General features: G+C 52.5%; 23 protein-coding genes. 18 read left to right on the forward strand and 5 right to left on the reverse strand.

Features of this window, described 5'->3' with window-relative positions:
- The first annotated feature begins 11 nt into the window (after positions 1-11).
- Positions 12-1,286, forward strand: a complete 1,275-nt coding sequence (locus tag FPZ45_RS02595; RefSeq protein WP_144698051.1) for a DHHW family protein — start codon at positions 12-14, stop codon at positions 1,284-1,286.
- Positions 1,287-1,949: 663 nt separating this feature from the next.
- On the opposite strand, the gene FPZ45_RS02600 is transcribed toward FPZ45_RS02595, so the two are convergent.
- A complete protein-coding gene (locus FPZ45_RS02600) occupies positions 1,950-2,873 on the reverse strand; it encodes a transposase (RefSeq protein ID WP_144698053.1) in 924 nt (307 codons plus the stop codon).
- Between the two features lie 579 nt (positions 2,874-3,452).
- Here FPZ45_RS02600 and lpdA point away from each other — a divergent pair.
- The 5 genes from lpdA to lipB all read left to right on the forward strand — a co-directional run bounded on the left by lpdA (position 3,453) and on the right by lipB (position 9,349).
- Entirely contained in the window at positions 3,453-4,883 is a 1,431-nt protein-coding gene (gene lpdA, locus FPZ45_RS02605) for a dihydrolipoyl dehydrogenase (RefSeq protein ID WP_144698055.1), read from the forward strand.
- A gap of 193 nt (positions 4,884-5,076) precedes the next feature.
- Positions 5,077-6,105: a thiamine pyrophosphate-dependent dehydrogenase E1 component subunit alpha gene (locus FPZ45_RS02610; RefSeq protein ID WP_144698057.1), complete on the forward strand. Its 1,029-nt coding sequence runs from the start codon at positions 5,077-5,079 to the stop codon at positions 6,103-6,105.
- Complete coding sequence (locus FPZ45_RS02615) at positions 6,105-7,091, forward strand: alpha-ketoacid dehydrogenase subunit beta (RefSeq protein WP_144698059.1); 987 nt, start codon at positions 6,105-6,107, stop codon at positions 7,089-7,091. The genes FPZ45_RS02610 and FPZ45_RS02615 overlap by 1 nt, the downstream gene beginning before the upstream one ends.
- Before the next feature lie 36 nt (positions 7,092-7,127).
- Positions 7,128-8,486 carry a dihydrolipoamide acetyltransferase family protein gene (locus tag FPZ45_RS02620; RefSeq protein ID WP_144698061.1) on the forward strand — a complete coding sequence of 453 codons (1,359 nt, stop codon included), beginning with the start codon at positions 7,128-7,130 and terminating at the stop codon, positions 8,484-8,486.
- Between the two features lie 161 nt (positions 8,487-8,647).
- A complete protein-coding gene (lipB, locus tag FPZ45_RS02625) occupies positions 8,648-9,349 on the forward strand; it encodes a lipoyl(octanoyl) transferase LipB (RefSeq protein ID WP_144698063.1) in 702 nt (233 codons plus the stop codon).
- On the opposite strand, the gene prli42 is transcribed toward lipB, so the two are convergent.
- Positions 9,312-9,443 (reverse strand): stressosome-associated protein Prli42, encoded by a 132-nt coding sequence (prli42, locus tag FPZ45_RS25990; protein WP_425456936.1) that lies wholly within the window; start codon positions 9,441-9,443, stop codon positions 9,312-9,314. The two genes, lipB and prli42, sit on opposite strands and share 38 nt — an antisense overlap.
- A gap of 36 nt (positions 9,444-9,479) precedes the next feature.
- Here prli42 and FPZ45_RS02630 point away from each other — a divergent pair, with 36 nt between their 5' ends.
- The gene (locus FPZ45_RS02630; RefSeq protein WP_144698065.1) at positions 9,480-10,610 is read left to right on the forward strand and encodes a M20/M25/M40 family metallo-hydrolase; all 1,131 of its coding nucleotides are present in this window, start codon (positions 9,480-9,482) and stop codon (positions 10,608-10,610) included.
- A 55-nt stretch (positions 10,611-10,665) separates the two neighbouring features.
- On the opposite strand, the gene mciZ is transcribed toward FPZ45_RS02630, so the two are convergent.
- Positions 10,666-10,818 (reverse strand): Z-ring formation inhibitor MciZ, encoded by a 153-nt coding sequence (mciZ, locus tag FPZ45_RS02635; protein WP_144698067.1) that lies wholly within the window; start codon positions 10,816-10,818, stop codon positions 10,666-10,668.
- Between the two features lie 64 nt (positions 10,819-10,882).
- Between mciZ and FPZ45_RS02640 the strand changes: the two genes are divergently transcribed.
- The 4 genes from FPZ45_RS02640 to fur all read left to right on the forward strand — a co-directional run bounded on the left by FPZ45_RS02640 (position 10,883) and on the right by fur (position 13,932).
- Positions 10,883-11,449 carry an NUDIX domain-containing protein gene (locus FPZ45_RS02640; protein WP_144698069.1) on the forward strand — a complete coding sequence of 189 codons (567 nt, stop codon included), beginning with the start codon at positions 10,883-10,885 and terminating at the stop codon, positions 11,447-11,449.
- 2 nt (positions 11,450-11,451) lie between these two features.
- On the forward strand, positions 11,452-12,660 hold the full coding sequence (locus tag FPZ45_RS02645; RefSeq protein ID WP_144698071.1) for an endonuclease Q family protein: 1,209 nt from the start codon (positions 11,452-11,454) through the stop codon (positions 12,658-12,660).
- A gap of 67 nt (positions 12,661-12,727) precedes the next feature.
- On the forward strand, positions 12,728-13,435 hold the full coding sequence (gene spoIIM / locus FPZ45_RS02650) for a stage II sporulation protein M (protein ID WP_144698073.1): 708 nt from the start codon (positions 12,728-12,730) through the stop codon (positions 13,433-13,435).
- Positions 13,436-13,470: 35 nt separating this feature from the next.
- Positions 13,471-13,932 (forward strand): ferric iron uptake transcriptional regulator, encoded by a 462-nt coding sequence (fur, locus tag FPZ45_RS02655; protein ID WP_144698075.1) that lies wholly within the window; start codon positions 13,471-13,473, stop codon positions 13,930-13,932.
- Positions 13,933-14,003: 71 nt separating this feature from the next.
- Here fur and FPZ45_RS02660 read toward each other — a convergent pair whose 3' ends face one another.
- Positions 14,004-14,495, reverse strand: a complete 492-nt coding sequence (locus FPZ45_RS02660; RefSeq protein WP_144698077.1) for a glutathione peroxidase — start codon at positions 14,493-14,495, stop codon at positions 14,004-14,006.
- A gap of 107 nt (positions 14,496-14,602) precedes the next feature.
- Between FPZ45_RS02660 and FPZ45_RS02665 the strand changes: the two genes are divergently transcribed.
- Positions 14,603-15,067: a glutathione peroxidase gene (locus tag FPZ45_RS02665; protein ID WP_144698079.1), complete on the forward strand. Its 465-nt coding sequence runs from the start codon at positions 14,603-14,605 to the stop codon at positions 15,065-15,067.
- A gap of 43 nt (positions 15,068-15,110) precedes the next feature.
- On the opposite strand, the gene FPZ45_RS02670 is transcribed toward FPZ45_RS02665, so the two are convergent.
- Positions 15,111-16,220 carry a response regulator gene (locus FPZ45_RS02670; protein ID WP_144698081.1) on the reverse strand — a complete coding sequence of 370 codons (1,110 nt, stop codon included), beginning with the start codon at positions 16,218-16,220 and terminating at the stop codon, positions 15,111-15,113.
- 172 nt (positions 16,221-16,392) lie between these two features.
- Here FPZ45_RS02670 and ald point away from each other — a divergent pair, with 172 nt between their 5' ends.
- The 6 genes from ald to FPZ45_RS02700 all read left to right on the forward strand — a co-directional run bounded on the left by ald (position 16,393) and on the right by FPZ45_RS02700 (position 25,566).
- Complete coding sequence (ald, locus tag FPZ45_RS02675) at positions 16,393-17,508, forward strand: alanine dehydrogenase (protein WP_144698083.1); 1,116 nt, start codon at positions 16,393-16,395, stop codon at positions 17,506-17,508.
- Between the two features lie 63 nt (positions 17,509-17,571).
- A complete protein-coding gene (locus tag FPZ45_RS02680) occupies positions 17,572-17,805 on the forward strand; it encodes a DUF4227 family protein (protein ID WP_144698085.1) in 234 nt (77 codons plus the stop codon).
- A 97-nt stretch (positions 17,806-17,902) separates the two neighbouring features.
- A complete protein-coding gene (locus tag FPZ45_RS02685) occupies positions 17,903-18,811 on the forward strand; it encodes a tyrosine recombinase (protein ID WP_144698087.1) in 909 nt (302 codons plus the stop codon).
- A gap of 34 nt (positions 18,812-18,845) precedes the next feature.
- Complete coding sequence (deoB, locus tag FPZ45_RS02690; protein ID WP_144698089.1) at positions 18,846-20,021, forward strand: phosphopentomutase; 1,176 nt, start codon at positions 18,846-18,848, stop codon at positions 20,019-20,021.
- A gap of 26 nt (positions 20,022-20,047) precedes the next feature.
- Positions 20,048-20,875, forward strand: coding sequence for a purine-nucleoside phosphorylase (locus tag FPZ45_RS02695; RefSeq protein ID WP_425456937.1), 828 nt, complete (start codon positions 20,048-20,050; stop codon positions 20,873-20,875).
- A gap of 194 nt (positions 20,876-21,069) precedes the next feature.
- Positions 21,070-25,566, forward strand: coding sequence for a collagen binding domain-containing protein (locus FPZ45_RS02700; protein WP_186438191.1), 4,497 nt, complete (start codon positions 21,070-21,072; stop codon positions 25,564-25,566).
- The last annotated feature ends 22 nt before the right edge of the window (positions 25,567-25,588 follow it).

Consider the following 25,588-nt stretch of genomic DNA (forward strand, 5'->3'; position numbering starts at 1 on the left):
GGAGGGTGAAAATGAAACTGCGAGACAAGCTCAATCTCATCTTGTTTTTGGTTGCCATATTCGGATTTGCCATCGTGAACTTGCTTCGACCTCATTCCGAGACGTCCTCGAATTTGGAGCAGCGGGATATCGCGAAGCAGCCTGAGTTTACGAAGGATCGTTTCTTCGCCGGAGATTACACCCGCGAATTCGACAATTACTTCGCCGACAATTTCGCGTTCCGGACGTCCTTGATTCAAGTCGGTTCGTCCATTAAAGAGTTGAAAGGACTTCCGGATGATAACGGAATTTCAATCGTTGTTCAGGGTGGAGACAATATGGGCGGAGATAAATCTGCGACAGACGGCAAAACAAAAGGCGGAACAACCGACGCAGGCGAAGGAAGTACCGTGACAGACGTCAACACGAGCAAGTATATCATTGCAAAAGACAGAGCTTTTATCGCCTTTAAATATTCTGCCGCCGCTTCGAAGAAGTATGCGGACGCATTGAACCAATTCCGGAAATCCGTCGGCCCAGATGTCTCCGTCTACTCCTTGCTTGCTCCGACGGCCGTGGAGTTTTCAAGTAACAAAAACATTCAGAAATTGACCGAATCCCAAAAAGACGCTTTCGCTCACGTGAACGAGCGGCTTGATCCATCGATCGGTCAGGTGGACGCCTATAGTGGGTTGGCCGAACATAAAGACGAATATATTTATTTCCGTACCGATCATCACTGGACTGCACTTGGGGCTTATTACGCTTATTCCAAGTTCATGGAGACGATCGGAGAGAAACCGGTCCCGCTTAGCGAATATAAGAAGAGTAATATTGAAGATTTCCTTGGCACTGCATATAAACAAACATTAAGATCAGAGCTGAAGACGCACCCGGATACAATTACGTATTACACTCCGTTCACTAATTATAAGTACACGATGCATACTTCGCCGACGAGATCGTCCGAGAAAAAAGTCGTCGATCCGAATTTTGCCAAATACAGCAGCACGTTCTACGCCGTCTTCCTAGGCGGGGACTATCCGTGGGGCGAGATCTCGACGGACAACAAAAACGGTAAACGCATCGTCGTCGTGAAGGACTCTTACGCCAACGCTTTCGTTCCGTTTTTGCTGCCGCACTTCGAGAAAGTATATTATCTCGACCCGCGCCACTACCAAGGAAATCTGCTCGACTTCGTCAAAGAGCATAAAATTACCGACGTTCTGTTCCTTAACAACTCGACCGTAGCGAAAAACACCGGTGTAACCGACCAAATACTCGACAAAATGAAAAAAGGCAAATAAACAGTCTCGCAAATCTCGGCGGCCCACTATGGGCCGTCTTCTATTTTTCTCGCAAATGAAGGCTTCGCACGGCCCCCTTAGTTTCGCTATCCCTTTCCATCAGAATCCACTTGAGCCCAATCTCTGCCTGTAATCCCCTCTGACGCTATCCCCGCCGCTCAGAAATAAGTGCATCAGCAGCACAACTACACTCTCACGCACTACCAGTCCCATTTCTCTCTGTCGTCATCCCCTTAGCTCAGGAGAAGGAACACGATCATTCTGTGCTTTGTACCATTTTCTTTCCCTCTGTCGTCATCCCTTCGTTCAGGTGAACTATACGTATTGTACAATGCACTACTTCCTTCTCTCTGCCGGTATCCCATTCTCTCAGAAAAAGTAGCTGCCAGAATGTATCTCTTTCCTTCGTTGTCACTTCTGCCTTTAGTTCGCTTTAACTTCACCTTAACCTCGCCTCTACTTCGCTTTTACTTCGCCTCTAATTCGCTTGCAGGTATCCCGATTACTCAGGTAAATGGAATGTAGGGAATGCCCTCATGATAAGACCAAATCATGCAAAGATACTCTGTGAGACTTCAACGTAAAGATCGGGTAAAGCGTATCGCTGGAATTAACCATGTCAAATAAAGTAGATCGAAGTCAGTGAATTAAAAGTACTAAAGCTTAACTAACCACTGGAACGGCTGTGCGTGCAACACGAGTTGGTCGGATGGATCGTGCAGAAGATTGGGTCAGAGTCGAATAAGTAATACGCTTGGATATGGCGCAATCCGAAATCAGTTGTTCGAATAGGGTGCTCGAACTTCGATTGTACACATAACAAAACTGGTCTAGGTAGCGTTGTAGATGCTTCGGCCCAATACCGCGGTACACGCTGGCGATCCACCAGGTGACTTTGTGGCCCATGCTGGCTAGCGCATTGTTTCTATTTTTACCATACCTTCTTGTAATAATGGCTTGAGGCGCGGATTGCGGGTCGACATGATAGCGAATGAATGGAAGCGGATCGGGAAAGTCGTAGTTGTTCTTTAGCGGCGTTTTGGATTGGAGTTTAACGATGATGGGCTTCAGTTGTTCGTTCTCGTTGCTGGAGGCACCGATTAGAAGCGGTTGTTCTTGCCTATGCCATTCAACAGACCCAGTGTAGCGACGGCTGTAAACCGTATCGGAGATGCGCACAATGCCCGTGAGGAGTCTGTTCGACTCGGCTTGAACCATTGCGTGCCGAATTTTATGTCCGATCAGCCAAGCGGTCTTGTAGGTGACGCCGATGGCCTCGGCAAGCTGAACCGCATTCACGCCAAAAGGCTGCGTATGGAGGTAAATCGCTTGAAACCAAAGATGCAACGGCGTGCGGCTGCCCTCCATAATCGTACCTACGATAAGAGAAGTTTGAGAGCGGCAAGAACGGCATTCGTAGAGAGGCAATCTGCGTGTGGAAATGAGATAAAAATGGGTGTGCCGGCAGTGCGGGCAACGAAAACCTTCCGGCCATTTTAGATTGAACAAGATGCCAAAGCAGTCTTCTTCCCGAGAAAATTGCGCGCAAAACGAATTAAACTTTTCATCGGAACCGAATAATTTCATGGAGAAAACTCCTTTCGGCGTAAAGGGAACATTTGTTCTATTTCCATCATACCAAACATACGTTCCTATTTAAAGAAAAAAATGGACAATTTGATAAAAAACCTGAAAAGTCGGCGTTCTGAACGAAGGGGATACCGACGAAGGGGATTAAAAGGGGGAATGGTGTCAATGGCAGAAATAGAGGGGCAGAACTGAGCCGAGGAGATACTGACGGAGGAGATTAAGAGGAGGACGGATCTAAGGAAGAAAAAGGGAGCTGAACTGAGCCGAGGAGATACTGACGGAGTAGACTGAGGGGTGGACGGGGTCATTGGCAGAAACAGAGAAGCGGTGACTGAGCGTTGGGGATACCGACGAAGGGGATTGAGAGGAGGATGGCGTCAACGGCAGAAACAGAGAAGCGGTACTGAGCGGAGGGGATACCGGCAAAGGGGATCGGATAGGAGCGAGGTTAGGCAGCAAAATGGAGGGCGACGAAGTATCTCGGGTGTTCCAAAAGTGTATTTTACAATGTGCGCTTTGTTCTGGAGCCGAAAAAAGGTACAATGGGAACGTGAGTTTACATACGGAGGGGAAACTATGCCAATCGAAGTCGATGTCGCTATACTGGGCGGCGGTCCGGGAGGCTATACGGCGGCGGTTAAGGCTGCGCAGGCCGGAAAAAGCGTCGTTATTATTGAACAGGACAAGCTAGGCGGCACATGTTTGCACCGCGGTTGCATTCCAAGCAAGTCTTTACTTAGAAGTGCAGAAGTATACGCCACGATCGGAGATGCCGCCAGCTTTGGCATACAATTGCCGGAAGGAGCACCCGCAGTTGATTGGAAAGCGGTGATAACTCGCAAGAACGGCATCGTGGAACAACTGCACAAGGGACTTCAAGCGTTGATGAAACAACATCGGATCGACATTATCAACGGCACTGGCCGTATTATCGGTCCTTCGATATTTTCTCCAAAAAGCGGAGCGATCGCGGTCGTGTTGGCGGACGGGGAATCGGAAACGATCGTACCGAAGAACGTCGTGATAGCTACCGGCTCCCGCCCACGGCGGATAGGAGGTCTCGACTATGATGGAGACCGCATTGCGACGAGCGATGAAGCGCTGGAATGGGCAAACCGTCCATCTTCTATTGTGATCGTTGGAGGTGGAGTGATCGGCGTCGAGTGGGCTTCGATGCTAAGCGATTTCGGCACGGAAGTGACGATAGTCGAGGCTGCCGACCGGCTGCTGCCGACGGAAGACAAAGATGTCGGCGCGGAGATCGCCAAAGCATTGAAGAAAAGAGGCGTTAAAATTCTAACCGACGCTTCGTTGCAAGCCGAAAGCTGCAGCCTTACGGATAAAGGCGTCCGAGCTGAGGTTGTCGTAAAAGGAGAAACCCTAACTTTAGAAGCCGACAAAATGTTGATCTCCGTCGGCAGATCGGGAAATGTAGATAATCTGGGACTGGAAAATACGGATATTAAAACGGAAAACGGATTTATTAAAGTGAGTCCTAATACGTTGCAAACAGGCGAGTCTCACATATACGCGATCGGTGATTGCATCGGCGGTATTCAGCTTGCCCATGCCGCCATGCATGAAGCCGATATTGCGATCGGTCATCTGGCAGGCAGTAAACCGACTCGCGCAGCCGATCGGGATATTCCTCGTTGCATTTATTCCCGGCCGGAGGCTGCGTCAATCGGTTGGACGGAAGCGGCGGCCAAGGCGGAAGGATTTACAGTAAAAACAGCGAAGTTGCCTATGCGCATTATGGGTAAAGCCCTCGTATACGGAGAAAGCGAAGGGTTCGCGAAAGTCGTGGCAGATTCGCAAACGGGAGATTTGCTCGGGGTGCATTTGGTCGGCGCTCATGCAACGGAGCTCATCGCGGAAGCTTCTCTAGCGAAGCTGGTCGATGCGATTCCGTGGGAAATCGGCAGAACGATCCATCCTCATCCGACTTTATCGGAAGCGATGCAGGAAGTTATGCTCGCGCTCGACGGCGCTGCGGGACACGGATGAGGTAGGCCGTCAAATACAGCTCAACCCGGAGAACTCTGGTTCTCATTGTACCGATGAAAACGGCCCATTAAGGGAATTTCATTCGTACTCGGGGTTGGGCGTTTCTTTTTGCTTGCGACAGGAGTATAATAAGCATTAAGTTCAAGTATTAAGACCAGGTTATAAAACTAAACCAAAGCAGGAGGACGCGCCCATGAAACAAGCAGGTTCCGTCCAGCATAATTATCGGCATTCCTCGTTGGGCCTTTCGGATGAACGCGTAGTCGCCATGTATAAGACGATGATGATGGCCCGTCGTTTCGACGAACGGGGCCAATTGCTGCAACGCGCAGGCAAAGTGAATTTTCATATTTCGGGAATTACCCAGGAACCGTCGCAAGTCGCGATGGGTTTTGCCATGGATACGGAAAACGATTGGTTTCTGCCATATTATCGGGATTACGGTTTCGTATTGTCCCTCGGTATGACGGTGAAAGAGTTAATGTTATCCTTGTTCGCAAAAGGTGAAGATCCTAATAGTGCCGGACGCCAAATGCCGGGGCATTTCGGATCCAAGCGGCTGCGCATCGTTACGGGTTCAAGCCCCGTCACGACGCAAGTGCCTCATGCAACCGGCTTCGCGCTGGCGGCCAAGATGCGCGGTGAGCCTTCCGTCGCGCTCGTCACGTTCGGCGACGGATCGAGCAATCAAGGGGACTTCCATGAAGGCTGTAACTTCGCCGGGGTACATCAACTACCTGTAATTTTCGTCTGCGAGAACAACCAGTATGCGATCTCCATGCCGTTATCCAAGCAAACGAGAGGCCGCATTTGCGACCGCGCACTCGGTTACGGCTTCCCAGGCATTCGCGTTGACGGCAACGATCCGCTTGAAGTTTATCGCGTCGTTAAAGAAGCTCGTGAACGGGCGTTGGCCGGAGAAGGACCGACGCTGATCGAGATTATGACTTACCGGGTTACCGCGCACTCGACTTCCGACAATGATCTGGCATACCGTACCAAGGAAGAGGTCGAGCAACATAAGAGTAAAGACTCGTTGCCGGTATTTAAGCAATATTTAATCGACGCCGAGTTATGGTCAGAAGAGCAGGAAGCGGATCTTCAGACGGAAATTCGAGCCGTGATCGACGAAGCGAACGAGTATGCGGAGAAAGCGCCGTTCCAATCGATCGAGGACGCCTTCCGTCATGTATTCGCGGAGCACAGCGGGGAGGGGAAATAATGCCGGTTATTGAGTATATAGATGCGATTCGGCTTGCCATGAAAGAAGAGATGGAACGGGACGGCGACGTATTCGTTCTGGGCGAGGATGTCGGTCTTAAAGGCGGCGTATTCGGCACGACCAAAGGCTTGCAGCAGCAATTCGGAGAGTTGCGCGCGCTCGACGCGCCGCTTGCGGAATCCGCGATCGCCGGTGTCGCGATCGGAGCGGCTATGGCTGGCATGAAGCCTATCGCCGAAATGCAATATTCGGACTTTATGTTCCCAGCAACGAATCAGATCATCAGCGAAGCGGCCAAAATCCGTTATCGCTCGAACAACGATTGGGATTGTCCGGTTGTGATCCGGGCCCCGATCGGCGGCGGCGTATTCGGCGGCTTGTATCATTCCCAATGCCCGGAATCGGTGTTCTTCGGAACTCCGGGACTGAAGATCGTCGCCCCGGCGACGGCTTACGACGCGAAAGGTTTGCTGAAAGCAGCGATACGCGACCCGGATCCGGTACTGTTTTTCGAGAATAAAAAATGCTACCGCTTGATATCGGACGAGGTGCCGGACGAGGACTATATCGTTCCGATCGGCAAATCCAAAGTGATGAGAGAGGGAGCCGACCTAACGGTTATCGGATATAGCATGCCTTTGCACTTTGCGATGCAGGCGGCGGAAGAACTCTCCCTGGAACATGGAATAGAAGCACATATTCTCGATTTGCGTACGATTCAACCGCTCGATCGCGAAGGTATCCTTGAAGCGGCGGCGAAGACCGGCAAAGTACTCATCGTACATGAAGATAACAAAACAGGCGGAGTCGGCGCGGAAGTAGCCGCGATGATCGCAGAGGAACTTCTATACGACTTGGACGCACCGATCCGCCGCTTGTGCGGCCCAGACGTGCCTGCAATGCCGATCAATCCTCCGGGCGAAAAGCATTTCCTGCTTAACAAGGAAAAGCTGAAGACGGCTATGCTGGAGCTTGCCCGTTACTAATAACGGCGCCCTGTAATGGAGAGGAGAACGATTCAAATGGCTAAACAGATAGTGGAAATTACGATGCCGCAATTGGCGGAGTCGCTCGTATCCGCGACGATCGATCGGTGGTTAAAGGAACCGGGAGACATGCTGGAGATGTACGAGCCGATCTGCGAGCTCATTACCGATAAAGTAAACGCAGAGCTTCCTTCGACAGTTAGAGGTAAACTCGTCAAACATCTCATCGGCTCCGGAGAGACGGTCGAAGTTGGCGCCGCGATCTGCCTCGTAGAGGTTGAGGCGGCTTCCGACGCGGAATCTGCCGGTCAGACGATTTCTAACGATGCGCCTGCGACCAACGTTGCTGCTCCGGCTACCCGTCCGGCGACGGCGGCTGCCTATGGCGGTACTGCCGACGCGAACGCGCCGATGCGCCATCGCTATTCTCCGGCGGTACAGAAATTGGCCGCGGAGCATGGAATCGATCTGAACCGCGTTGCCGGAACGGGAGAGGGCGGCCGTATTACCCGCAAGGACGTGTTGGCAGCCGCAGAGTCTGGCAGCGCCGGACATCGTGCCGCAACGTCGGGTGCAGCTCCCGCGACGCCGATCGTGCCGATGGACCCGTCCATTCCTGTTCGCTCCTCGGGGATCCACTTGTCCGAATCCCCGCGCATTCCGTCGGTGGAAATGGAAGGGCAAGAAGTGCCGGGGCGCGGCGAATATTTTATCGACGTTACCCCCGTCCGCAATACGATCGCAACCCGCATGCGCCAAAGCGTCAGCGAAATTCCTCACGGCTGGATGATGATCGAGGTCGATGTCACGAACCTTGTGTTGCTGCGCAATAAGCAGAAAGACGAGTTCAAGAAGCGGGAAGGCATCAATTTGACGTACATGCCCTTCATGATCAAAGCGGTAGTCAACGCGATAAAAGACTATCCGATCATGAATTCGGTATGGGCAGTGGACAAAATCATCGTCAAACGGGATATCAACATTTCGCTGTCCGTCGGCACGGAAGATTCGGTCGTTACGCCGGTCATCCGCAACGCGGATCAGAAAAATATATCCGGACTGGCCCATGAGATCGACGATCTCGCACGGCGTACAAGAGACAAGAAACTTAAGCTGGACGACATCCAAGGCGGCACGTTCACGGTGAACAATACGGGCTCGTTCGGTTCGATTCTGACCCAGCCGATCATCAATTACCCTCAAGCCGCGATCATTACTTTTGAATCGATCGTCAAACGCCCGGTCGTCATCAACGATATGATCGGAGTCCGTTCCATGGTGAACCTGTGCCTCTCGCTAGATCACCGGATATTGGATGGAGTAATCTGCGGCCGTTTCCTGCAGCGGGTGAAAGAAAACCTGGAAAGCTACGATCTGGAAACAAAAGTTTATTAATGCTCAAGCCCGGTATGCCGCAAATGATGCGGTGCGCCGGGCTTTTTTCGGCGTCGGGACGAGAAACGCGGAATCCGAGAAGACGCAATTGCGTTTGCAGTGGTTGAATTCGATGCGATACAATGGTGAGGGAGCAGCCGCAAGCAAGGAGGTTTTCGCAGATGAAGAGGCTGGAGATTGAATGGCTAGCCAGGATAAATTACGGCGACGCTTGGGAGCTTCAGAAGAAGCTGGTCAAGGAGATCGACCGAGAAGAACGGGCGGATTCGCTGCTGCTGCTGGAGCATACGCCTACGTATACGATCGGCACCGATCGGCATCCCGAGCACTTGCTCTACGGCAAGGAAGAGCTGGAACGCCGGGGAATTTCGGTGTACGAAATCGATCGCGGCGGAGATATTACTTATCACGGTCCGGGACAATTGGTCGGATACCCTATGCTCTATTTGGAAGCCGCCGGGCTGGATCTGCACAAGTACTTAAGAAATTTAGAAGATGTCATCATCAAGTTGCTCGCCGAATTCGACATACAAGGCGGCAGAAAACCGGAGTATACGGGCGTATGGGTCGGCGATCGGAAAATCGCCGCCATAGGGGTTAAATTCAATAAGGCCCGCAGCAGGCGCGGATTCGTGACGAGTCACGGCTTCGCCTTTAACGTCAAGCAGAACGTGGAGCAAGACGGCTTCCAAGGGATTATCCCTTGCGGCATTCAGGAGTTCGGCGTTACGTCTCTCGAGACGTTAACGGGGAAAGAACTTCGCGTGGAGGATATAAGCCGTTTAATTGTTCCTCATTTCGCGGAAGTGTTCGGCTACGAGGTTCCTATTGAAGGAGCGACCCTATGCTCATCAACAAAGTAGATACGAGCATGACCAGCAAGGTGACGTAAACCACGATTTTAAACAAACGTTTGTTCATGAAACTGCATCCTTTCCGTTTTATGCTTGTACACATTCTATTGTAACGAAAGCTTCGTCAGGAGGAAAGAACATGGTAAATAAAGAAAGACTATTGGCCGAATTTATGGAATTGGTTCAGATCGACAGCGAGACGAAACACGAAACGGAAATCAGCAAGGTGCTCAAAGCGAAATTCGAGGCATTCGGTTTGGAAGTGACAGAGGACGACGTTGCGGAGAAAATCGGCCATGGCGCCGGCAACCTGTTCGCGTGGCTTCCGGCGACTTCCGGGAAGGAATCCGTTCCCGCGATTTTGTTTACGTCGCATATGGATACCGTCTCGCCAGGCAATGGGATCAAACCGCGTTTGGATGACGACGGTTATATCCGCAGCGACGGCACGACGATTCTAGGCGCAGACGACAAAGCGGGATTGGCCGCCATATTCGAAGCGCTTCGCGTCTTGAAGGAACAACAATTGTCGCATGGCGGCATCCAATTCGTCATCACGACAGGCGAGGAATCCGGACTGCTTGGATCCCGCGCAATGGACGGTTCCCGTCTGCGAGCGAAGTTCGGTTACGCGCTCGATTCGAACGGCGAGATTGGAGCGATCGCCGTTGCCGCGCCGACTAATTCCCGGCAATATATTACGATCAGAGGAAAAGCCGCGCACGCGGGCGTTAACCCCGAAGACGGCATCAGCGCCATTCAAGTCGCTTCCAAAGCGGTATCGCGCATGAAACTCGGACGGATCGACAGCGAGACGACCGCCAACATCGGCCGATTCGAAGGCGGCGGCGAAGTCAATATCGTCACCGATTCGATCAAAATTTACGCCGAGGCGCGCAGCCAAGTTCAAGAGAAAATGGATCGTCAGATCGAGTCGATGCGCGTAGCGGTGGAGAGCGCGGCCAAGGAATCCGGCGCGGAATTCGAATTTGTCACGACGACGATCTATCCTGCTTACTCCTATGGGGATAACGACGAAGTCGTGCAAGTCGCGAAAGCGGCGATCGAAGCGATCGGGCTGACTCCGCGCACGTTCTCTTCCGGAGGCGGCAGCGATGCAAACATGTTTAACGGCAACGGTGTTCCAACGGTTAACCTTGCCGTCGGTTACGAGCATATCCATACGACCAAAGAACAGATCAAAGCGGACGATCTCGTAAAAACGACGGAGCTCGTCCTTGCGATCGTGAACGAAACGCTAACACGATAATTTGAAGCAGATAAGGGCAGCGCCGAGCATCGACTCGGGCTGCCCTTGTCATACGTTAACGCGTGTTTTGGCTTCGCTGCCCGGAGAGCGCCTCAGCGAGCGTCGTTCGGCCTCCGCGGAGTTTCTTTTCCTGGCGTAAGGCTTGCCGGATTTCCCAGGCTTTGCCGACCAGTTGAAGTCTATGAGGTGAAGTATATTTTTTTAGCATCGGATAAAACCTCCTTAGTTGAGGTTATGAGAGAACTAACGATTTCATGTCAGGAGGCATTCCGATGAGCGAACGCAAAGAACAACAACATCCGTTCTATGAGAAAACGCTGGAGAGTAAAGCTATTTTCGCAGGGAAAGTGATTTCTCTTCAGGTCGATACGGTGCTACTGCCCGATGGGGGAACGGCAACTCGGGAAATCGTGCGCCACCCGGGAGCCGTCGCCGTCGCGGCGATCGTAGACAACAAAATGCTCGTTGTCGATCAGTTCCGCAAGCCGCTCGGAAAAGGGCAGGTTGAAGTTCCGGCGGGCAAGCTGGACCCCGGCGAAGAGCCGGAATCGGCCGCCTTGCGGGAACTGGAGGAAGAGACGGGTTATCGCGCCCGCAGCATCCGGCATCTGCAATCGTTCTCCACGTCGCCGGGTTTTGCAGATGAAATCATTCATCTCTACTTCGCCGACGATCTGGAGAAAGGCGATGTCCGATTGGACGAGGACGAGTTTCTGACTTGCGAAGCGATCACGCTCGAAGAAGCGATGGCGTATATTCAATCAGGCCGAATATGCGACGCAAAGACGCTTATCGCGGTTTATGCTTGGCGAATGCATACGTTAACGGGATCGTTCTGATCATGAAGAAACGCGAAGGCCAAGAAACGAACGGGTTGAGTCCATGTTTCGCCGATCTGCACGTCCATATTGGACGCAGTCAAGACGGCCAACCGGTGAAGATCAGCGGAAGCAAAGATTTGACGTTCAGGAACATCGCCAAAGAAGCTTACGAGCGCAAAGGGATCGAGCTCATCGGCATCATTGACTGTCACTCGCCGGCCGTCCAGAAAGATATTATGGATTGCCTTCATTCCGGAGAAATGGAAGAAATCGAAGGGGGCGGCATCCGGTATGGGGGGACGACGATCGTTCTCGGAACGGAAATGGAACTCAAGGAAGAGGGAGGCGGGCCGTTCCATCTGCTCGGTTATTTGCCCGATTTGCATGCGATGCTGGAATGGACGGCATGGATGGCGCCGCGCGTGACGAATGTGAATTTGAGTTCGCAGCGCATCCGCGTCCCGGCGAGAGAACTGCAAGACGAGCTGCTTGCGAGGGGCGGACTGCTTGTTCCGGCGCATGTCTTTACGCCACACAGAGGGCTGCTCGGCTGCTCGGCGGACAGATTGGCGGATCGGCTCGATCCCGAGGGCATCGCAGCAATAGAGTTGGGCTTAAGCGCGGACACCGACATGGCCGGATATTTGTCCGAACTCGACCGCTATCCGTTCCTGACGAACTCCGATGCCCATTCCACGGGGATGATCGGACGCGAATGCAACGAGCTGTTGCTTAGCGAGCCATCGTTCGCGGAGTTCGCCAAGGTACTTAAGGGCGCGGACGGCCGTAAAATCGTGGCGAATTATGGCCTGCACCCGGAGCTTGGCAAGTATCATACAACCTACTGCAACGCCTGCCGCAAAGCTGTTACGAAAGCGGAAGAGACATCTGGCGTCTGCCCTTTCTGCGGCAGCGTGAAGCTTACCCGGGGAGTGTCAGAGCGGATCAGCCAACTTGCTGACCGGGAGCGTTCCGTTCTTATAGATGGGCGTCCGCCCTATCGACAGCAAGTGCCGCTGTCCTTCTTCCCCGGACTCGGACCGGCCAAGAGAGAGCGCTTATTCGCCGAGGTCGGAACGGAGATGGATGTGCTGCACAGAATTTCACGGGACGAAATCGCCCCCGTAACGGGCGAGAAGATCGCCGATCTCATCGTCGATGCAAGAGATGGTCTGCTTAGCTTTTCATCTGGAAGCGGGGGGAGTTACGGAAGCATCCGCCGCTCATAAATCCCCCTCGTCCAACATAGGATGAGGTACGAGAAACCTGTCCGGTTCGGACGAGGGGGAATGGGGCTTGAACTTTCGGCTGTGGAATCTATCTGCTCGCGATAATTTAAATTTGTATGTTTTTGTCGGAGTCCTCGTACTGGTAGGCGCGATATTCGGGGCGCTGCTCGTAAATGCGCTGACGCTGGAGCAGCAACAGGAGCTTGCGGACGTTATCGGCGCTTATATGGCTAATATAAATCATCCGCATGACCTCTCGCCTGCGGCGGCATTCTGGGACAGCTTTTTCTTTTACGGAAAATGGCTGCTCTTGATCTGGTTTCTCGGATTGTCCGTGATCGGCCTGCCCCTCGTGCTTGTGCTCGATTTTCTTAAAGGGGTACTGATCGGTTTCGCGGCGGCGCTGCTAACCCAACAACTCGCTTGGAAAGGCGTACTCTTCTTCCTGGCCGCGACGGCGCCCCAGAACGCGATCGTCGTGCCCGCGCTTATGATCGCCAGCATATCCGCGACAAGATTCGCTTACTTTATCGTCAAAGAACGCCTATTCCGCCGCAAGGGGCAGCTTCTGCCCCCGTTTCTCGCGCATTCCGCGGTTACGGGTCTTATGATTCTCCTGTTGTGCGCGGCGTCGTTATACGAAGCTTACGTGTCGCCTCGCCTGCTGGAGCGGGTAACGCCGTCCGTGTACCCCTCCGAATCTTCTTCCTTTTCTACTGAAAGTCGAGGAATCGAGATGACAAGGTTTGACGAATCGAATGACCGCATCCTATAATGAAGGGAAGTGCAGCAGCGACCGGAGGGGAAAATATGCAAGCCCGCATCGATAAAATAAAACAGCAATTGCAGTCCCAGGGCTACAAGTTGACTTCGCAAAGAGAAGCGACGGTTCGCGTGCTTCTCGAGAACGAAGAAGATCATCTGAGCGCGGAAGACGTGTTTATGCTCGTAAAGGACAAGGCTCCCGAGATTGGTCTTGCTACCGTCTACCGGACGCTTGAGTTGCTAAGCGAAATGCATGTCGTCGAGAAAATGAATTTCGGAGACGGAGTCGCTCGATACGATCTGCGTACGGATAGCAATAAACATCATCATCATCACTTGATTTGCATCAAATGCGGATCTATGTCCGAAATTATGGACGATTGGCTCGGACCGCTTGAAGAACGTTTGGAGAAGGAATATCGCTTTAACGTGCTCGACCATCGCCTGGATTTTCAAGGCATTTGCGCGAAGTGCCAAGCGAAAGAATCTTCCGACGATAAATCGTAAAAAGAAGAAAGGCTGTTCCCGACGGTTTATGGCGGGAACAGCCTTTTGTGCAAGCTCGGTCGATGGCTCAATTAAACCGTCTGTTTCTGAAGCAGCTTGCGGATCGTACCCTCGATTTTTTCGGGCGAAGCCGTCGGGGAGAATCGTTTGACGACTTTGCCTTGCCGATCAACGAGAAATTTCGTGAAATTCCATTTGATGCTTTTAAGGCCGATTAAACCCGGGGCCGCTTTCGTTAAGTGTCGATAGAGCGGATGAATGTCGCTTCCTTTAACGTCGATCTTGGCGAACAACGGAAAGGTCACCCCATGATTAATCAAACAATGCTCAGCGATCGAACCGTCTTCGAGCGGCTCTTGGTTCGCGAATTGGTTGCTGGGGAAGCCCAGCACGGCCAATCCCTGATCCGCGTAAGTCTCGTGCAGCTTCTGCAAGCCTTTGAACTGGGGGGCGAAGCCGCAACGGCTAGCCGTGTTGACGATGAGCATCACTTGACCGGCGTACTCGGACAAGTTCATGTTGTCGCCCCGAGCCGATTGAACCGAAATATCGTATAAGGACATACCCAGACTCCTCCTTGGAGAGATGTGGCTTTTTCACCATCGTAACAAAACATTTTGACAGGCACAATTCCGAATGTTAATGTAAAACCTAAAACGGAGGGATAACTATGTCGATCTATTCATTCTCAGCCCGCAAAGCCAACGGAGAAACCGTACAGTTTAATCAATATAAAGATCGCGTCATGCTGATCGTCAATACGGCAAGCGAATGCGGCTTTACGCCGCAATACGCGGATTTGCAGAGCTTACACGAGTCTTATAAGGAGAAAGGCCTCGTCGTGCTTGGTTTTCCGTGCAATCAATTCGGCGGACAAGAACCGGGTACGTCCCAAGAAGCCGAAGCGTTCTGCAGCTTGAATTACGGAGTGACTTTCCCGATATTCGAGAAAGTCGACGTTAAGGGACCGGAAGCCGATCCGATCTTTACCTATCTGACGGAAGAGACGGGCGGAGAAATCAAGTGGAACTTCACGAAGTTCCTTGTCGATCGCGAAGGCCGCGTCGTCAAACAATACGACTCGTCGGTTAAACCGCTCGACATCGCGTCGGACGTCGAGAGTCTGCTCGCATAAAACCGATAACGGACGGAAAAGGGAGGCCAATGGCCTCCCTTTCTTATAAGCTGTCGCGCCATTGACGCACGGTTATCGACGGTTGTATGCCGTACTCTTCCTCGAGCATCGAGCAGAGCTGATCGTATTTAAGCTTAGCCGCTCCCGCATCGCCGTTCGCGGCATAGTATTTCATGGCGAGAAAATACACTTCTTCGGTATATGGAAACCATGTCTCCATCAGTCCGTATAGCTCCAAAGATTCTTTCGGGTATCCGGAAACTTTTCGCATCTCCTCGACCTCGATCGCATGATTGTACCACATATCACGAAGCCTTTGACGCTCGTTTTCCGCCCACGAATAATTGTTCTCGGACAAATAATCCCCCTTGTACGCGCGAAGCCATCTCATATGCTCTTCGGCCGTATCCGGGGTGAGTTCAGGCAACGACAGGCGGTCGTTCTCCCAATCATGCACGTCGCAGCGATTATCGCCCAAATCCAGATAATAATCGCTCCCGCTGTTGGTCAGCCGAATCGACAGTCCCGCGCTTTCCAGCGATTTACGAATCTGATAGACGGTCGTATAGAGCTGCGTATACGCCTTTTTGTAATCGCTGTTCGGCCATAACAGCTCGAGCAGTATGTCTTTGCGCACCGGCTGATTTCTTTTGTAAACCATATACGCAAACAGCTCTTGGGCTCTAACGGTGCGCCAAGAGAAGGGTTCTCCTTTGCCGTACTCAATGTTCAGCCTCTGGAAACAGCTGACCGTGGCGGCTGGCGCCTCCTCTTCCGCCTCGCCGGTGGGGATCGAGGCACGCCGCTTCAATCGTTCGACGGTTCGAATCAATCTATCGGAATTGATCGGTTTGAGCACATAGTCGAGCGCGGCGAGCTCGAACGCCTTGATCGCATAATCCTCATAGGCGGTCACGAAAACGATCTCGATGCCGTCGTCCAGCTTATGAAATCTCTCGGCGGCCTCCAATCCGGAAATCTCCGGCATTTCAATATCGAGAAAAGCGACGTCGGGTTTGATATCGCCGATTTTCCCCAGCGCGTCTTCGGCGTTCTGGAACATCCCGACGATCTCGATGCCGCCGATTTTGCCCAATTGTCTTTGCAGATCCATTAATGCCAAACTCTCATCATCAACTAATATGGCTCTCATAAGGCATTCTTTCTCTCCTTAGACCTGATCTGCGTTGTTTTAGTGTTACTTCATTTATCGGCATGCGACAACCTAGGAATGAGTGGATATCGAAGATAGGGCTGCACATATTTTCACGGCGCGGGGATAAGGTAATGGATAAAGATAATACCGGAAGTCGGGAGGTAAAGCAATGATCGTCGGATTGCCTAAGGAGATCAAGAAACAGGAATATCGCGTGGCGCTTACGCCCGCCGGTTGCGAGATGATCGTGAAGCAAGGGCAAGAGGTGATCGTGGAGCGCGGTGCAGGGGAATGCAGCGGCTTCCCGGATTCGGAATACGAAGCGGCCGGAGCACGGATGGTCGATGAGGCCGCCGAAGTGTGGGCCGCAGCCGAATTGATCGTGAAAGTCAAAGAACCGGTTGCGGAAGAGTTCGGATATTTCCGCGAGGGACAAATCCTGTTTACTTACTTGCATTTGGCCGCAGCTCCGGATTTGGCCCGCGTGTTAACGGAACGGCAAGTCACGGCGATCGCCTACGAGACTATCCAAGCACCGAACGGCAGCCTTCCCCTATTGACGCCGATGAGCGAAGTCGCGGGACGAATGTCGGTACAGGAAGGCGCCAAGTTCCTGGAAGCCTTTCAAGGCGGACGCGGCGTATTGCTCGGCGGCGTCCCTGGAGTGCCTCCCGCCGAAGTGATCGTCATCGGCGGGGGAATCGTGGGCACGAATGCGGCGAAGATGGCTCTTGGTCTCGGAGCGGAAGTCGTCGTTCTGGAGAAGAGCGCGGATCGGATGCGTTACTTGGATGATGTGTTTCAGGGACGGATCCGGACGTTGACGAGTAACCCGTACAATATCGCGAACGCCGTGAGAAGGGCTGATCTGTTGATTGGCGCCGTGCTCGTCCCAGGTGCCCGCGCGCCACGACTTGTGACGGAAGAGATGGTCAAGTCGATGAAAAAAGGTGCCGTTATCGTCGACGTGGCTGTCGATCAAGGCGGCTCGATCGAGACGATCGATCGGCCGACGACGCACGAGAACCCGATCTACGAGAAACACGGCGTCATCCATTACGCCGTTGCCAACATGCCGGGCGCCGTGCCGCGAACCTCGACGCTTGCGCTTACGAACGTGACGATTGACTATATTTTGCAGCTTTCGGCGAGCGGATTCCAGGAAACGATCATGTCCAATCCGATGCTGGCGTTCGGCGTTAACGCTTATCGCGGCGCGATCACCCATCCGCGGGTCGCCGAAGCCGTGGGCGCGCCGTTCGCGAAGTTGGAAAGCTTATGGTGACATGAATTCCCTTCCCCTGACATACGGATGAGTAAGAGCTTGGACTAGAAAGGGGAAGCGAGGATGAAAGAGCCTTTGAACAAATGGTGGGAGCGATTGCATTATACGCTCCTTTTTCTTGCGCTGACGGTGTTCGTTCACGGTTTTTTCGGGTGGTTCCATAGCTGGTTACGACCGGTGGATCCATACAAAGTACCCGAGGGGAGAGCTGCGAAAGTTTTTCATGCCGGGGAAGGAAGCAACCCGGAAAGCTCCCCGGGAGATCGTCTTCGTTTATTTTATTGGTTGGGGGAATGATGGGGGATACCGGCAGGAATTAACCGCCGTCGCGTTGAAATAATAGACGAACCGCGAGGATAGGCGGATCGCGGCTGCAAGACGAAAGGAAGCGCATATGGAATTGGATAACTGGCTGCGAACCTATCTCGCATACTTATCGGATGAACGAAGGGTTTCGCGCAATACGGTTCAAAGCTATCTTGGTGACTTATCCGATATGATCGGTTACTTGGAGAAGTTGGGAATTGACCGCTCGAACGAGTTGAAAGCCCATCATTTGACCGCGTATTTGAACGTTTTGCGGCAGGAAGGACGGTCAAACGCGACGATCGCGAGAAGAACCGTCTCTATTCGGTCCTTCTGCAAGTATCTGGTTCTTCAAAGGGCGGTCGACTACGATCCCGCTATCCTCCTCGAGGCGCCGAAAGCGGAGAAGAAACCTCCTCGGACGGTTCGGGCATCGGAACTGGACAAGCTCCTCGAAATGCCCGATACAAGCGAAGACATCGGGCTAAGGGATCGGGCGATGCTAGAGGTGCTTTATGCATCCGGTTTGAGGGTATCCGAGTTGGTCTCGCTCGATGTCGAGCACATTAGACTCGACATGGGTTTTTTGCTATGCTTGGGTACGGGAGGACGGGAAAGAATGGTACCCGTCGGCTCCGCAGGTACTGCTTGGGTATCGCGGTATTTGGAAGTAGCCAGACCGCGTTTGGCACGGGACGATAAACGGGAATCAGCTTTATTCCTCAATCATCTGGGGGCGCGGCTGTCTCGGCAAGGATTCTGGAAGACGTTAAAGAAATACGCGGATCAATCGGGATTGGTCGTCACGCCGCATACGCTGCGACATTCCTTCGCCTCGCATCTGCTCGAGAACGGAGCGGATATTCGGGCGGTGCAGGAAATGCTGGGGCATGTCGCTCCCGCATCGACGCAAGCGTATTTACCGACGGTCAAACCGAAGCTTATGGAGATCCATGAGCGCAATCATCCGCGAGCGGGTGCCAAGCGGATCGACTAACCACTAATAATGATGCCGAAGAGAGGAACTAACGATGACTTATCAACGGATAACGGTAATTGTTTTAGATAGCGTCGGGATCGGGGAAATGCCGGATGCGGAACAATTCGGAGATAAAGGCGCTCATACTCTTGGACATATCGTCGAGCGGGTGCAGGGGCTGTCATTGCCTAATATGCGCAAGCTGGGGCTTGGCAATATCGCGAAGCTAGGCAACTGGGAGCCGGAAGAGAACGTATCGGGATATTACGGGAAAATGGCCGAAGCGTCCATCGGGAAGGATACGATGACCGGACACTGGGAAATCGCGGGCCTTCGTATCGACAAGCCCTTTCGGACGTTCCCGGACGGTTTTCCTGCCGGTCTGCTCAGGGAATTCGAAGAGCAGACAGGCAGACACGTCATCGGCAATAAGCCTGCGTCCGGAACGGAAATATTGGACGAGCTCGGCGCCGAACAAATGAAAACGGGCGCTTGGATCGTATACACTTCGGCGGACAGCGTGTTTCAATTAGCCGCCCACGAAGATGTAATACCGCTGGAAGAGCTATATAACGCCTGCCGGGTTGCTCGCCGCTTAACGATGAAAGAGGAGTTCTCCGTCGGAAGAGTCATCGCCAGGCCGTACGTCGGACATCCGGGCGCGTTCAAGAGGACGCCGAACCGGCACGATTACGCCGTGAAGCCGCCGCACCAGACGGTGCTGAACGCGCTGAAAGCCAAAGGGCTGGATGTTGTATCGGTTGGGAAGATCAACGATATTTTCAGCGGGGAAGGCATCACGCGAGCGACTTCGACGAAAAGCAACGCCGACGGCATCGCCGTGACGTTAAAGGAAATGCAATCCGGGTTCCACGGATTTCTGTTCGTGAATCTCGTCGACTTTGACTCCTTATACGGACACCGCCGCGACCCTGAAGGGTACGGGCGCGCCTTGGAGGAATTCGACCGGGCGTTACCCGAACTCATGGGAGCGATGGGCAAAGACGATCTGCTCATCATCACCGCGGACCACGGCAACGACCCGATCCATGCGGGTACGGACCATACAAGGGAATACGTGCCGTTATTGGCGTGGAGCCCGAGCTTTACCGGAACGGGAGAACTCGCCGATCGCGCGACTTTCGCCGATCTGGCCGCGACGATCTCGGACAATTTCGGCGTTGAATATGCCACGCACGGGAGAAGTTTGCTTCACTTGTTGAAATAATCGCTTTCGGCGGAGGGAGAATGAATATGGCACATACGATAACAATAACGATGATCGAGGAAGCTGCCGCGTATATTCGCAGAACGACGGACGTGCGGCCGGACATTGGATTGATTCTAGGGTCGGGCCTTGGCGTGCTCGGAGACGAACTGGAGGATGCGGTTACGATTCCTTACGAGGATATTCCGCATTTTCCGGTTTCGACCGTCGAAGGACATGCGGGGGAGCTGCTCATCGGGAAACTCCAAGGACGGAGTGTCATCCTGATGCGCGGACGATTCCATATGTACGAAGGTTACGAACCAGAACGCACGGCGCTGCCCGTCAGAGTCATGAAGGCGCTGGGCGTAGCGACCCTGCTCGTCACCAACGCGGCGGGCGGCATTAACCTGGACTATAAGCCCGGCAATCTGATGCTGATCTCGGATCACATTAATTTGACGGGACGCAACCCGTTGATCGGACCAAACGACAATGCGCTCGGAGTACGTTTCCCCGACATGTCGGCCGCGTACAGTCCGAGGCTGCGCGGTATCGCGAAGGAAACGGCCGCCGAGCTCGGCTTCTCCGTTCAAGAAGGCGTATACGTCGGATTGCTCGGCCCGAACTACGAGACTCCTGCGGAAATTCGCATGCTGCGCACGTTGGGAGTGGATGCCGTAGGCATGTCCACCGTATCCGAAGTTATCGTGGCCCGGCATTCGGGCATCGAAGTGCTCGGCATTTCCTGTATCAGCAACATGGCCGCGGGCATACTCGATCAGCCTCTCTCGCACGAGGAAGTCATGGAGACGACCGAACTCGTAAAGGAACAGTTCCTGTCGCTGGTCTTGACGGTCATTCCGAAAATGTAAATAGACGATATATAGAGTAGGGAGCTTGCGCTCGAGGCGCAGGCTCCCTTTCGCGTTGTTACGACTCGACTCGATCCATTGCGGCATTCTTTTCAGATTTTGTTCAGGTCGTATCTTTAGAATTCTACTATGCGTTATTTTTGCATGCGGAAAATGGAGAACGACCTTTGGATTTGAAGGAGAGGATGGGAAACGTGAGAATTAGCAGAGTGAGAGTTAGCAAGTCTAGAGCGCGGCAAGCCAAGCAGAAGTTAACGATTTTCGTAGCGCTTGCGCTTGTCTTGCAGTTGGTATCGCAATTGTTCATAGCTCCGTCTTCGCAAGCGGCGGGCACGGCAATCACGGGAAGTTTGATTACTAAAGCAGAGATGTACAACAAGAAACCGCTCTTCGACGCAGTAGACGGAACGGTTACTCCGCAAGGGGACCTCATTCAAGTTGTACCGCCCAAATTTGACGCTTCCACGGCGATCATTTTGGATTGGAACTTGCCTGACGGCCATTTGTACAGTGATGGAGATACCTATACCTTCCAATTGCCGACCCAATTTAAGGTTCCTTCTCAGATCTCTGGAACGTTATCGGGCGATGCCGGCGATTTTGTCGTTAAGCCCAGCGGCGAAGTGACGTTTACGTTCGGGACCCATCCGGGCGTTAGCATCAATAACAAGCAAGGTTACGACGGCCAATTTTATGTCTGGCTGCAGTTCGATGAATCCAAATTGGACGGCGGACTTAAGCAGGAGTTCGACTTCACTTCCGCCGGACAAGGAAAGATCGATGTCACATTCGCGAACATAGCGGAAGACAAACTCAAGAAATCGGGTACTGCCCTAAAGAACGGTACCGCCAACAATTTCAACCCGGACGAGATCGAATGGGTCGTCGATTTTAACCAAGGCGAGCAGTCGATCGCGAATGCCAAGCTTACGGATACTCTGCCGGCCGGACTGGCTCTCAAGGGAAACATCCAGATCTTTGAACTTCAGATCCAACCGAACGGCGGAGTAAAGGTTGCCAATCCGACGCCGGTAATGACGTCTTCAAGTTTTCCGGTCACTCTCCCAAGCAACATCAATAAAGCTTATCGAGCGGTATACAAAACAACGATCGCTCCTCCGACTTCGGACCCGTTCAAGAACGTGTCCTATACGAACAATGTCTTGTTGACTGGAGACGGGGGCTACAGTAAGACCGATTCCAGCACGGTAACTGTCGGTTTCAACGAGCCGTTGGAAAAAGAAAGTATCGGTTACAACGGCGCGGACCAGGAGATTAAATGGAAAATCAAGTACAATTACAATTTGCAAAATATCACTCAAGCCAAGCTTGAGGACCGATTCGCAACGACCGTCCATAGCCTTGTTCCCGGTTCTGTCACGGTTTATGAAGTCCCTATCGACGCTAACGGGAATCCCGGAACAAGAACGCCAATAGCAGCCACTGAGTATTCGATCTTACCCGCTGCGGGTGGCTTCGATATTCAATTTGCATCCGGTGTGACGAAAGCCTACGATATCGAATATAGAACGAAAGCGAACAACCGGATCTACAGCAATACGAGCGTGACAAATCAAGTCTATACCGGAGGCGGTACGGTATCCCGGTCGGCCAATGGTTCTTTCAACGAACAAATCTTCGTTAAACAAGCTACGGGATCGGACTTCAAGAATAAGACGATCACCTGGAAGTTGACCATTAACCACGACAAGCAGCAAATGAGCAAGATTAAGATCGAAGACAAGTACGTCGGCAACCATATGGCTCTTTTGCCGGGAACGATCGAGGTGGATGGCAATCCGCTCAGCGCCACCAGCGATTTCCAGTTGGTGACCTCAGCCGATTATAGCAGCGGCTTCACTCTCGAATTGAAGCCGGGTAAAACCATCAACGAAGAGCACGTAATTACTTTCATGACTTCGTTCGACCCCACAAAAGGCAAGCCGGCAGACGTGAATTATAAAAACACGGCCATCATGACTTATGAAGACGTTAACGGCGCGAAGACGATCACGAAGTGGGACGAAGTCAAACCGTTAGACTATACGAGCAACAACGGCCTCAAAAAAGGCGAATATAATCCTAGAGATAAAAAGATCAAGTGGACGATCGACGTCAACTACAATCTTCATGACGTGACCGACGCGATTATCACCGACGCTTATACAGCGACTAAAGGCCATTTGGAGCCGATTCCCGAGTTATTTAAGGTGTATGAGCTGGATCTGGATTCCACGAACAATCAGGTAGAGCAAGGCAGCGAGGTGACTTTGCCCGCCGGTCAACCAGAATGGAATCTCGATGGGCAAGGCTTTACGCTGAAGTTAGGCAATCTCCAGAAAAAAGCCTACCGGGTCGTATACGAAACTAAGATCGGTGGCCAGTACCCTATCGACGGGGACTACTCGAATCATGCTACGCTCAAAGATGGCACCGGCCCTCTGATTTTCGATCAGAGAGCCACGGTAACGCCGAAGCATGGCGGCGAAAACGTATACAAAACCGGCAGCCAGATCGGAAAGACGGATAAAGCCGATTGGACGGTGCATCTGAACCCAAGCCAGTCGTATATCGCTCCAGGCTCGATCGTAGAGGATACGCTTTCCGACAATCAAATTTTACTAGCGGATTCGATCAAGCTTTATAAAGTCACGTTGCCGACCACCGATACCGCAACGCTTCCGATTACGGGGACGGTATTGGATCCGAATGAATACACGCTGGATCCGCCGACCGCAAATCATTTCAAGATTACGTTTAAGAATGCTGTGGAAACCGTCTATTTGCTGAAATACAGCACTTATATTAATGCCAATGACAAAGACAGAATCGAAAACGAGCTTAAATATGCGGGCAAGACCGTTTCGGCGAAAGGCACGGATAACAAACAAGGCGTTATAGTCGTTCTTGCCGATGCGAATGGAGGCTCAAACGGCAGGGAAAAAATCAAAATCGTCAAAAAGGACGATCTTGGAAAGCCTGTTGCGGGCGCCGTTTTCGAATTGTGGAACGATACGTTCACGATTCTACTGGAAACGTTGACCACCGATGCAAAAGGTGAAGCGATTACGGTCAATAAATACAAATACAGATACAAGAATGCCACTAGCCAAGGCTTCCCTTACAAGCTTAAGGAAGTATCCGCTCCGTCCGGGTATTTGATCGATGCCGATTTCGGCGCCGCGACCGGGAAGAAAATCGAGTTCGCGGACGAGAAAGCTCCATTCGAAATTACGAACAAAGTCATTCGCCAAGGCTTTGAATTGATCAAGAAAGATTTCGCAAATCCGAATCAGCTGCTTGAAGGCGCCGTATTCGAATTGCGCGACTCGGGCGATATCGTCGTAGCAACCTTGACGACGGACGGCAACGGAAGAATCGCTCTTGGAGATCTGCGTGCTGGCAACTACAAGCTGGTGGAAATCGCGCCTCCGAAGTATTACGAACTGGATGCAAAACCAATTCCGTTGACGATCGTGGCTAACCAGACGAAAATCGTCGAGTTGTCGGCTTCGAACAAGCGCGGCTCCGGCGGCAATCTGGTCGTCACCAAAGTGAATGCCGACGATCATAACGATCTGCTTGAGGGTGTGGAGTTCGAGCTTCGCGATGCGGCGAATGCTGTCGTCGCCAAAGGAACTACAGAAGTGAACGGCGTTGTCGAATTTACCAATCTGCCTTTCGGTCCGTACACGCTTGTCGAGACGAAAGCCGACGGTTTCGTCATCGAGAACCCGGAAACTCCCGTGTCCATCGAGAAGCAGACGACGGGATTGCTTATCGAGAATAAAAAGAGCATTCGGTCGGTCAAGCTGACGAAGTATAATGAATATCGCAATCACGTCCTTCAAGGCGCAACATTCGAATTGTGGGCCAAGACGGCGTTCACGGATCTCGAAGGAAACGATATTTATGAGTTGGTAACGGGCATAGATTCTTCTAAACTGGTGACGGATGTAAATGGCGAATTGAACCTGGACGGATTGGCTCCGAATAAGTATCGCTTTGTCGAGAAAATAGCGCCTTCAGGATACTATTTGAATACCGATCCGGTGGAATTCGAAATAAAGGAAAATCAAACGGCGGTAGAACGGGTCGAGAAAACAAACGTTAGAATTCCAAGCTCAGGCGGCGGTGGCGGCGGAACTCCTCCGGTAGATCCGAAACCGACGCCGGGTCCGGAACCGAAACCGAGCCCGGAACCGAAACCGAGCCCGGAACCGACTCCAAGTCCGGAACCGACTCCAAGTCCGGAACCGACTTCAAGTCCGGAACCAAGTAAGAAGCCGGATCCAGAACCGAAAGTAGAGAAAGAAAAGACGAAAGTGGACAAGCCGATCGAAAAGAAAACCGACGTTCCTAAAGGCGGCAAAGCTCGCGCCGGAGAGGACCCGAAACACGGCACCGTAGAGGTTAAGCCGGACGGCAAATGGAAATATACGCCGGACAAAGGCTATAAAGGCAAAGATTCCTTCACGGTCATCGTGACCGATAAGGATGGCAACGAACAGGAGATTCTCGTCGAGGTCGACGTGGACGGCGTTCCTCGCGGCGGAGTGAACGCTGGAGCCGACGGAAAGACGTTGCCGAAGACGGGAGAAGATAGCCATCTGCCGATTCAAATCGCGGGAGCGGGTCTCGCCTTGCTTGGCGTATTCTTCCTGATTCGCAGAAAAGCGCTGCGCAAATAAATAATAGAGAAAATATTACCTG

The sequence above is a fragment of the Cohnella terricola genome (genome assembly GCF_007786475.1).
Taxonomy (GTDB): domain Bacteria; phylum Bacillota; class Bacilli; order Paenibacillales; family Paenibacillaceae; genus Cohnella; species Cohnella terricola.

Bases quoted from the DNA above. Each gene is read 5' to 3' on its own strand.
- FPZ45_RS02595 (WP_144698051.1), top strand. From the start codon at position 12: ATGAAACTGCGAGACAAGCTCAATCTCATCTTGTTTTTGGTTGCCATA.
- FPZ45_RS02600 (WP_144698053.1), bottom strand. From the start codon at position 2,873: ATGAAATTATTCGGTTCCGATGAAAAGTTTAATTCGTTTTGCGCGCAA.
- lpdA (WP_144698055.1), top strand. From the start codon at position 3,453: ATGCCAATCGAAGTCGATGTCGCTATACTGGGCGGCGGTCCGGGAGGC.
- FPZ45_RS02610 (WP_144698057.1), top strand. From the start codon at position 5,077: ATGAAACAAGCAGGTTCCGTCCAGCATAATTATCGGCATTCCTCGTTG.
- FPZ45_RS02615 (WP_144698059.1), top strand. From the start codon at position 6,105: ATGCCGGTTATTGAGTATATAGATGCGATTCGGCTTGCCATGAAAGAA.
- FPZ45_RS02620 (WP_144698061.1), top strand. From the start codon at position 7,128: ATGGCTAAACAGATAGTGGAAATTACGATGCCGCAATTGGCGGAGTCG.
- lipB (WP_144698063.1), top strand. From the start codon at position 8,648: ATGAAGAGGCTGGAGATTGAATGGCTAGCCAGGATAAATTACGGCGAC.
- prli42 (WP_425456936.1), bottom strand. From the start codon at position 9,443: ATGTGTACAAGCATAAAACGGAAAGGATGCAGTTTCATGAACAAACGT.
- FPZ45_RS02630 (WP_144698065.1), top strand. From the start codon at position 9,480: ATGGTAAATAAAGAAAGACTATTGGCCGAATTTATGGAATTGGTTCAG.
- mciZ (WP_144698067.1), bottom strand. From the start codon at position 10,818: ATGCTAAAAAAATATACTTCACCTCATAGACTTCAACTGGTCGGCAAA.
- FPZ45_RS02640 (WP_144698069.1), top strand. From the start codon at position 10,883: ATGAGCGAACGCAAAGAACAACAACATCCGTTCTATGAGAAAACGCTG.
- FPZ45_RS02645 (WP_144698071.1), top strand. From the start codon at position 11,452: ATGAAGAAACGCGAAGGCCAAGAAACGAACGGGTTGAGTCCATGTTTC.
- fur (WP_144698075.1), top strand. From the start codon at position 13,471: ATGCAAGCCCGCATCGATAAAATAAAACAGCAATTGCAGTCCCAGGGC.
- FPZ45_RS02660 (WP_144698077.1), bottom strand. From the start codon at position 14,495: ATGTCCTTATACGATATTTCGGTTCAATCGGCTCGGGGCGACAACATG.
- FPZ45_RS02665 (WP_144698079.1), top strand. From the start codon at position 14,603: ATGTCGATCTATTCATTCTCAGCCCGCAAAGCCAACGGAGAAACCGTA.
- FPZ45_RS02670 (WP_144698081.1), bottom strand. From the start codon at position 16,220: ATGAGAGCCATATTAGTTGATGATGAGAGTTTGGCATTAATGGATCTG.
- ald (WP_144698083.1), top strand. From the start codon at position 16,393: ATGATCGTCGGATTGCCTAAGGAGATCAAGAAACAGGAATATCGCGTG.
- FPZ45_RS02680 (WP_144698085.1), top strand. From the start codon at position 17,572: ATGAAAGAGCCTTTGAACAAATGGTGGGAGCGATTGCATTATACGCTC.
- FPZ45_RS02685 (WP_144698087.1), top strand. From the start codon at position 17,903: ATGGAATTGGATAACTGGCTGCGAACCTATCTCGCATACTTATCGGAT.
- deoB (WP_144698089.1), top strand. From the start codon at position 18,846: ATGACTTATCAACGGATAACGGTAATTGTTTTAGATAGCGTCGGGATC.
- FPZ45_RS02695 (WP_425456937.1), top strand. From the start codon at position 20,048: ATGGCACATACGATAACAATAACGATGATCGAGGAAGCTGCCGCGTAT.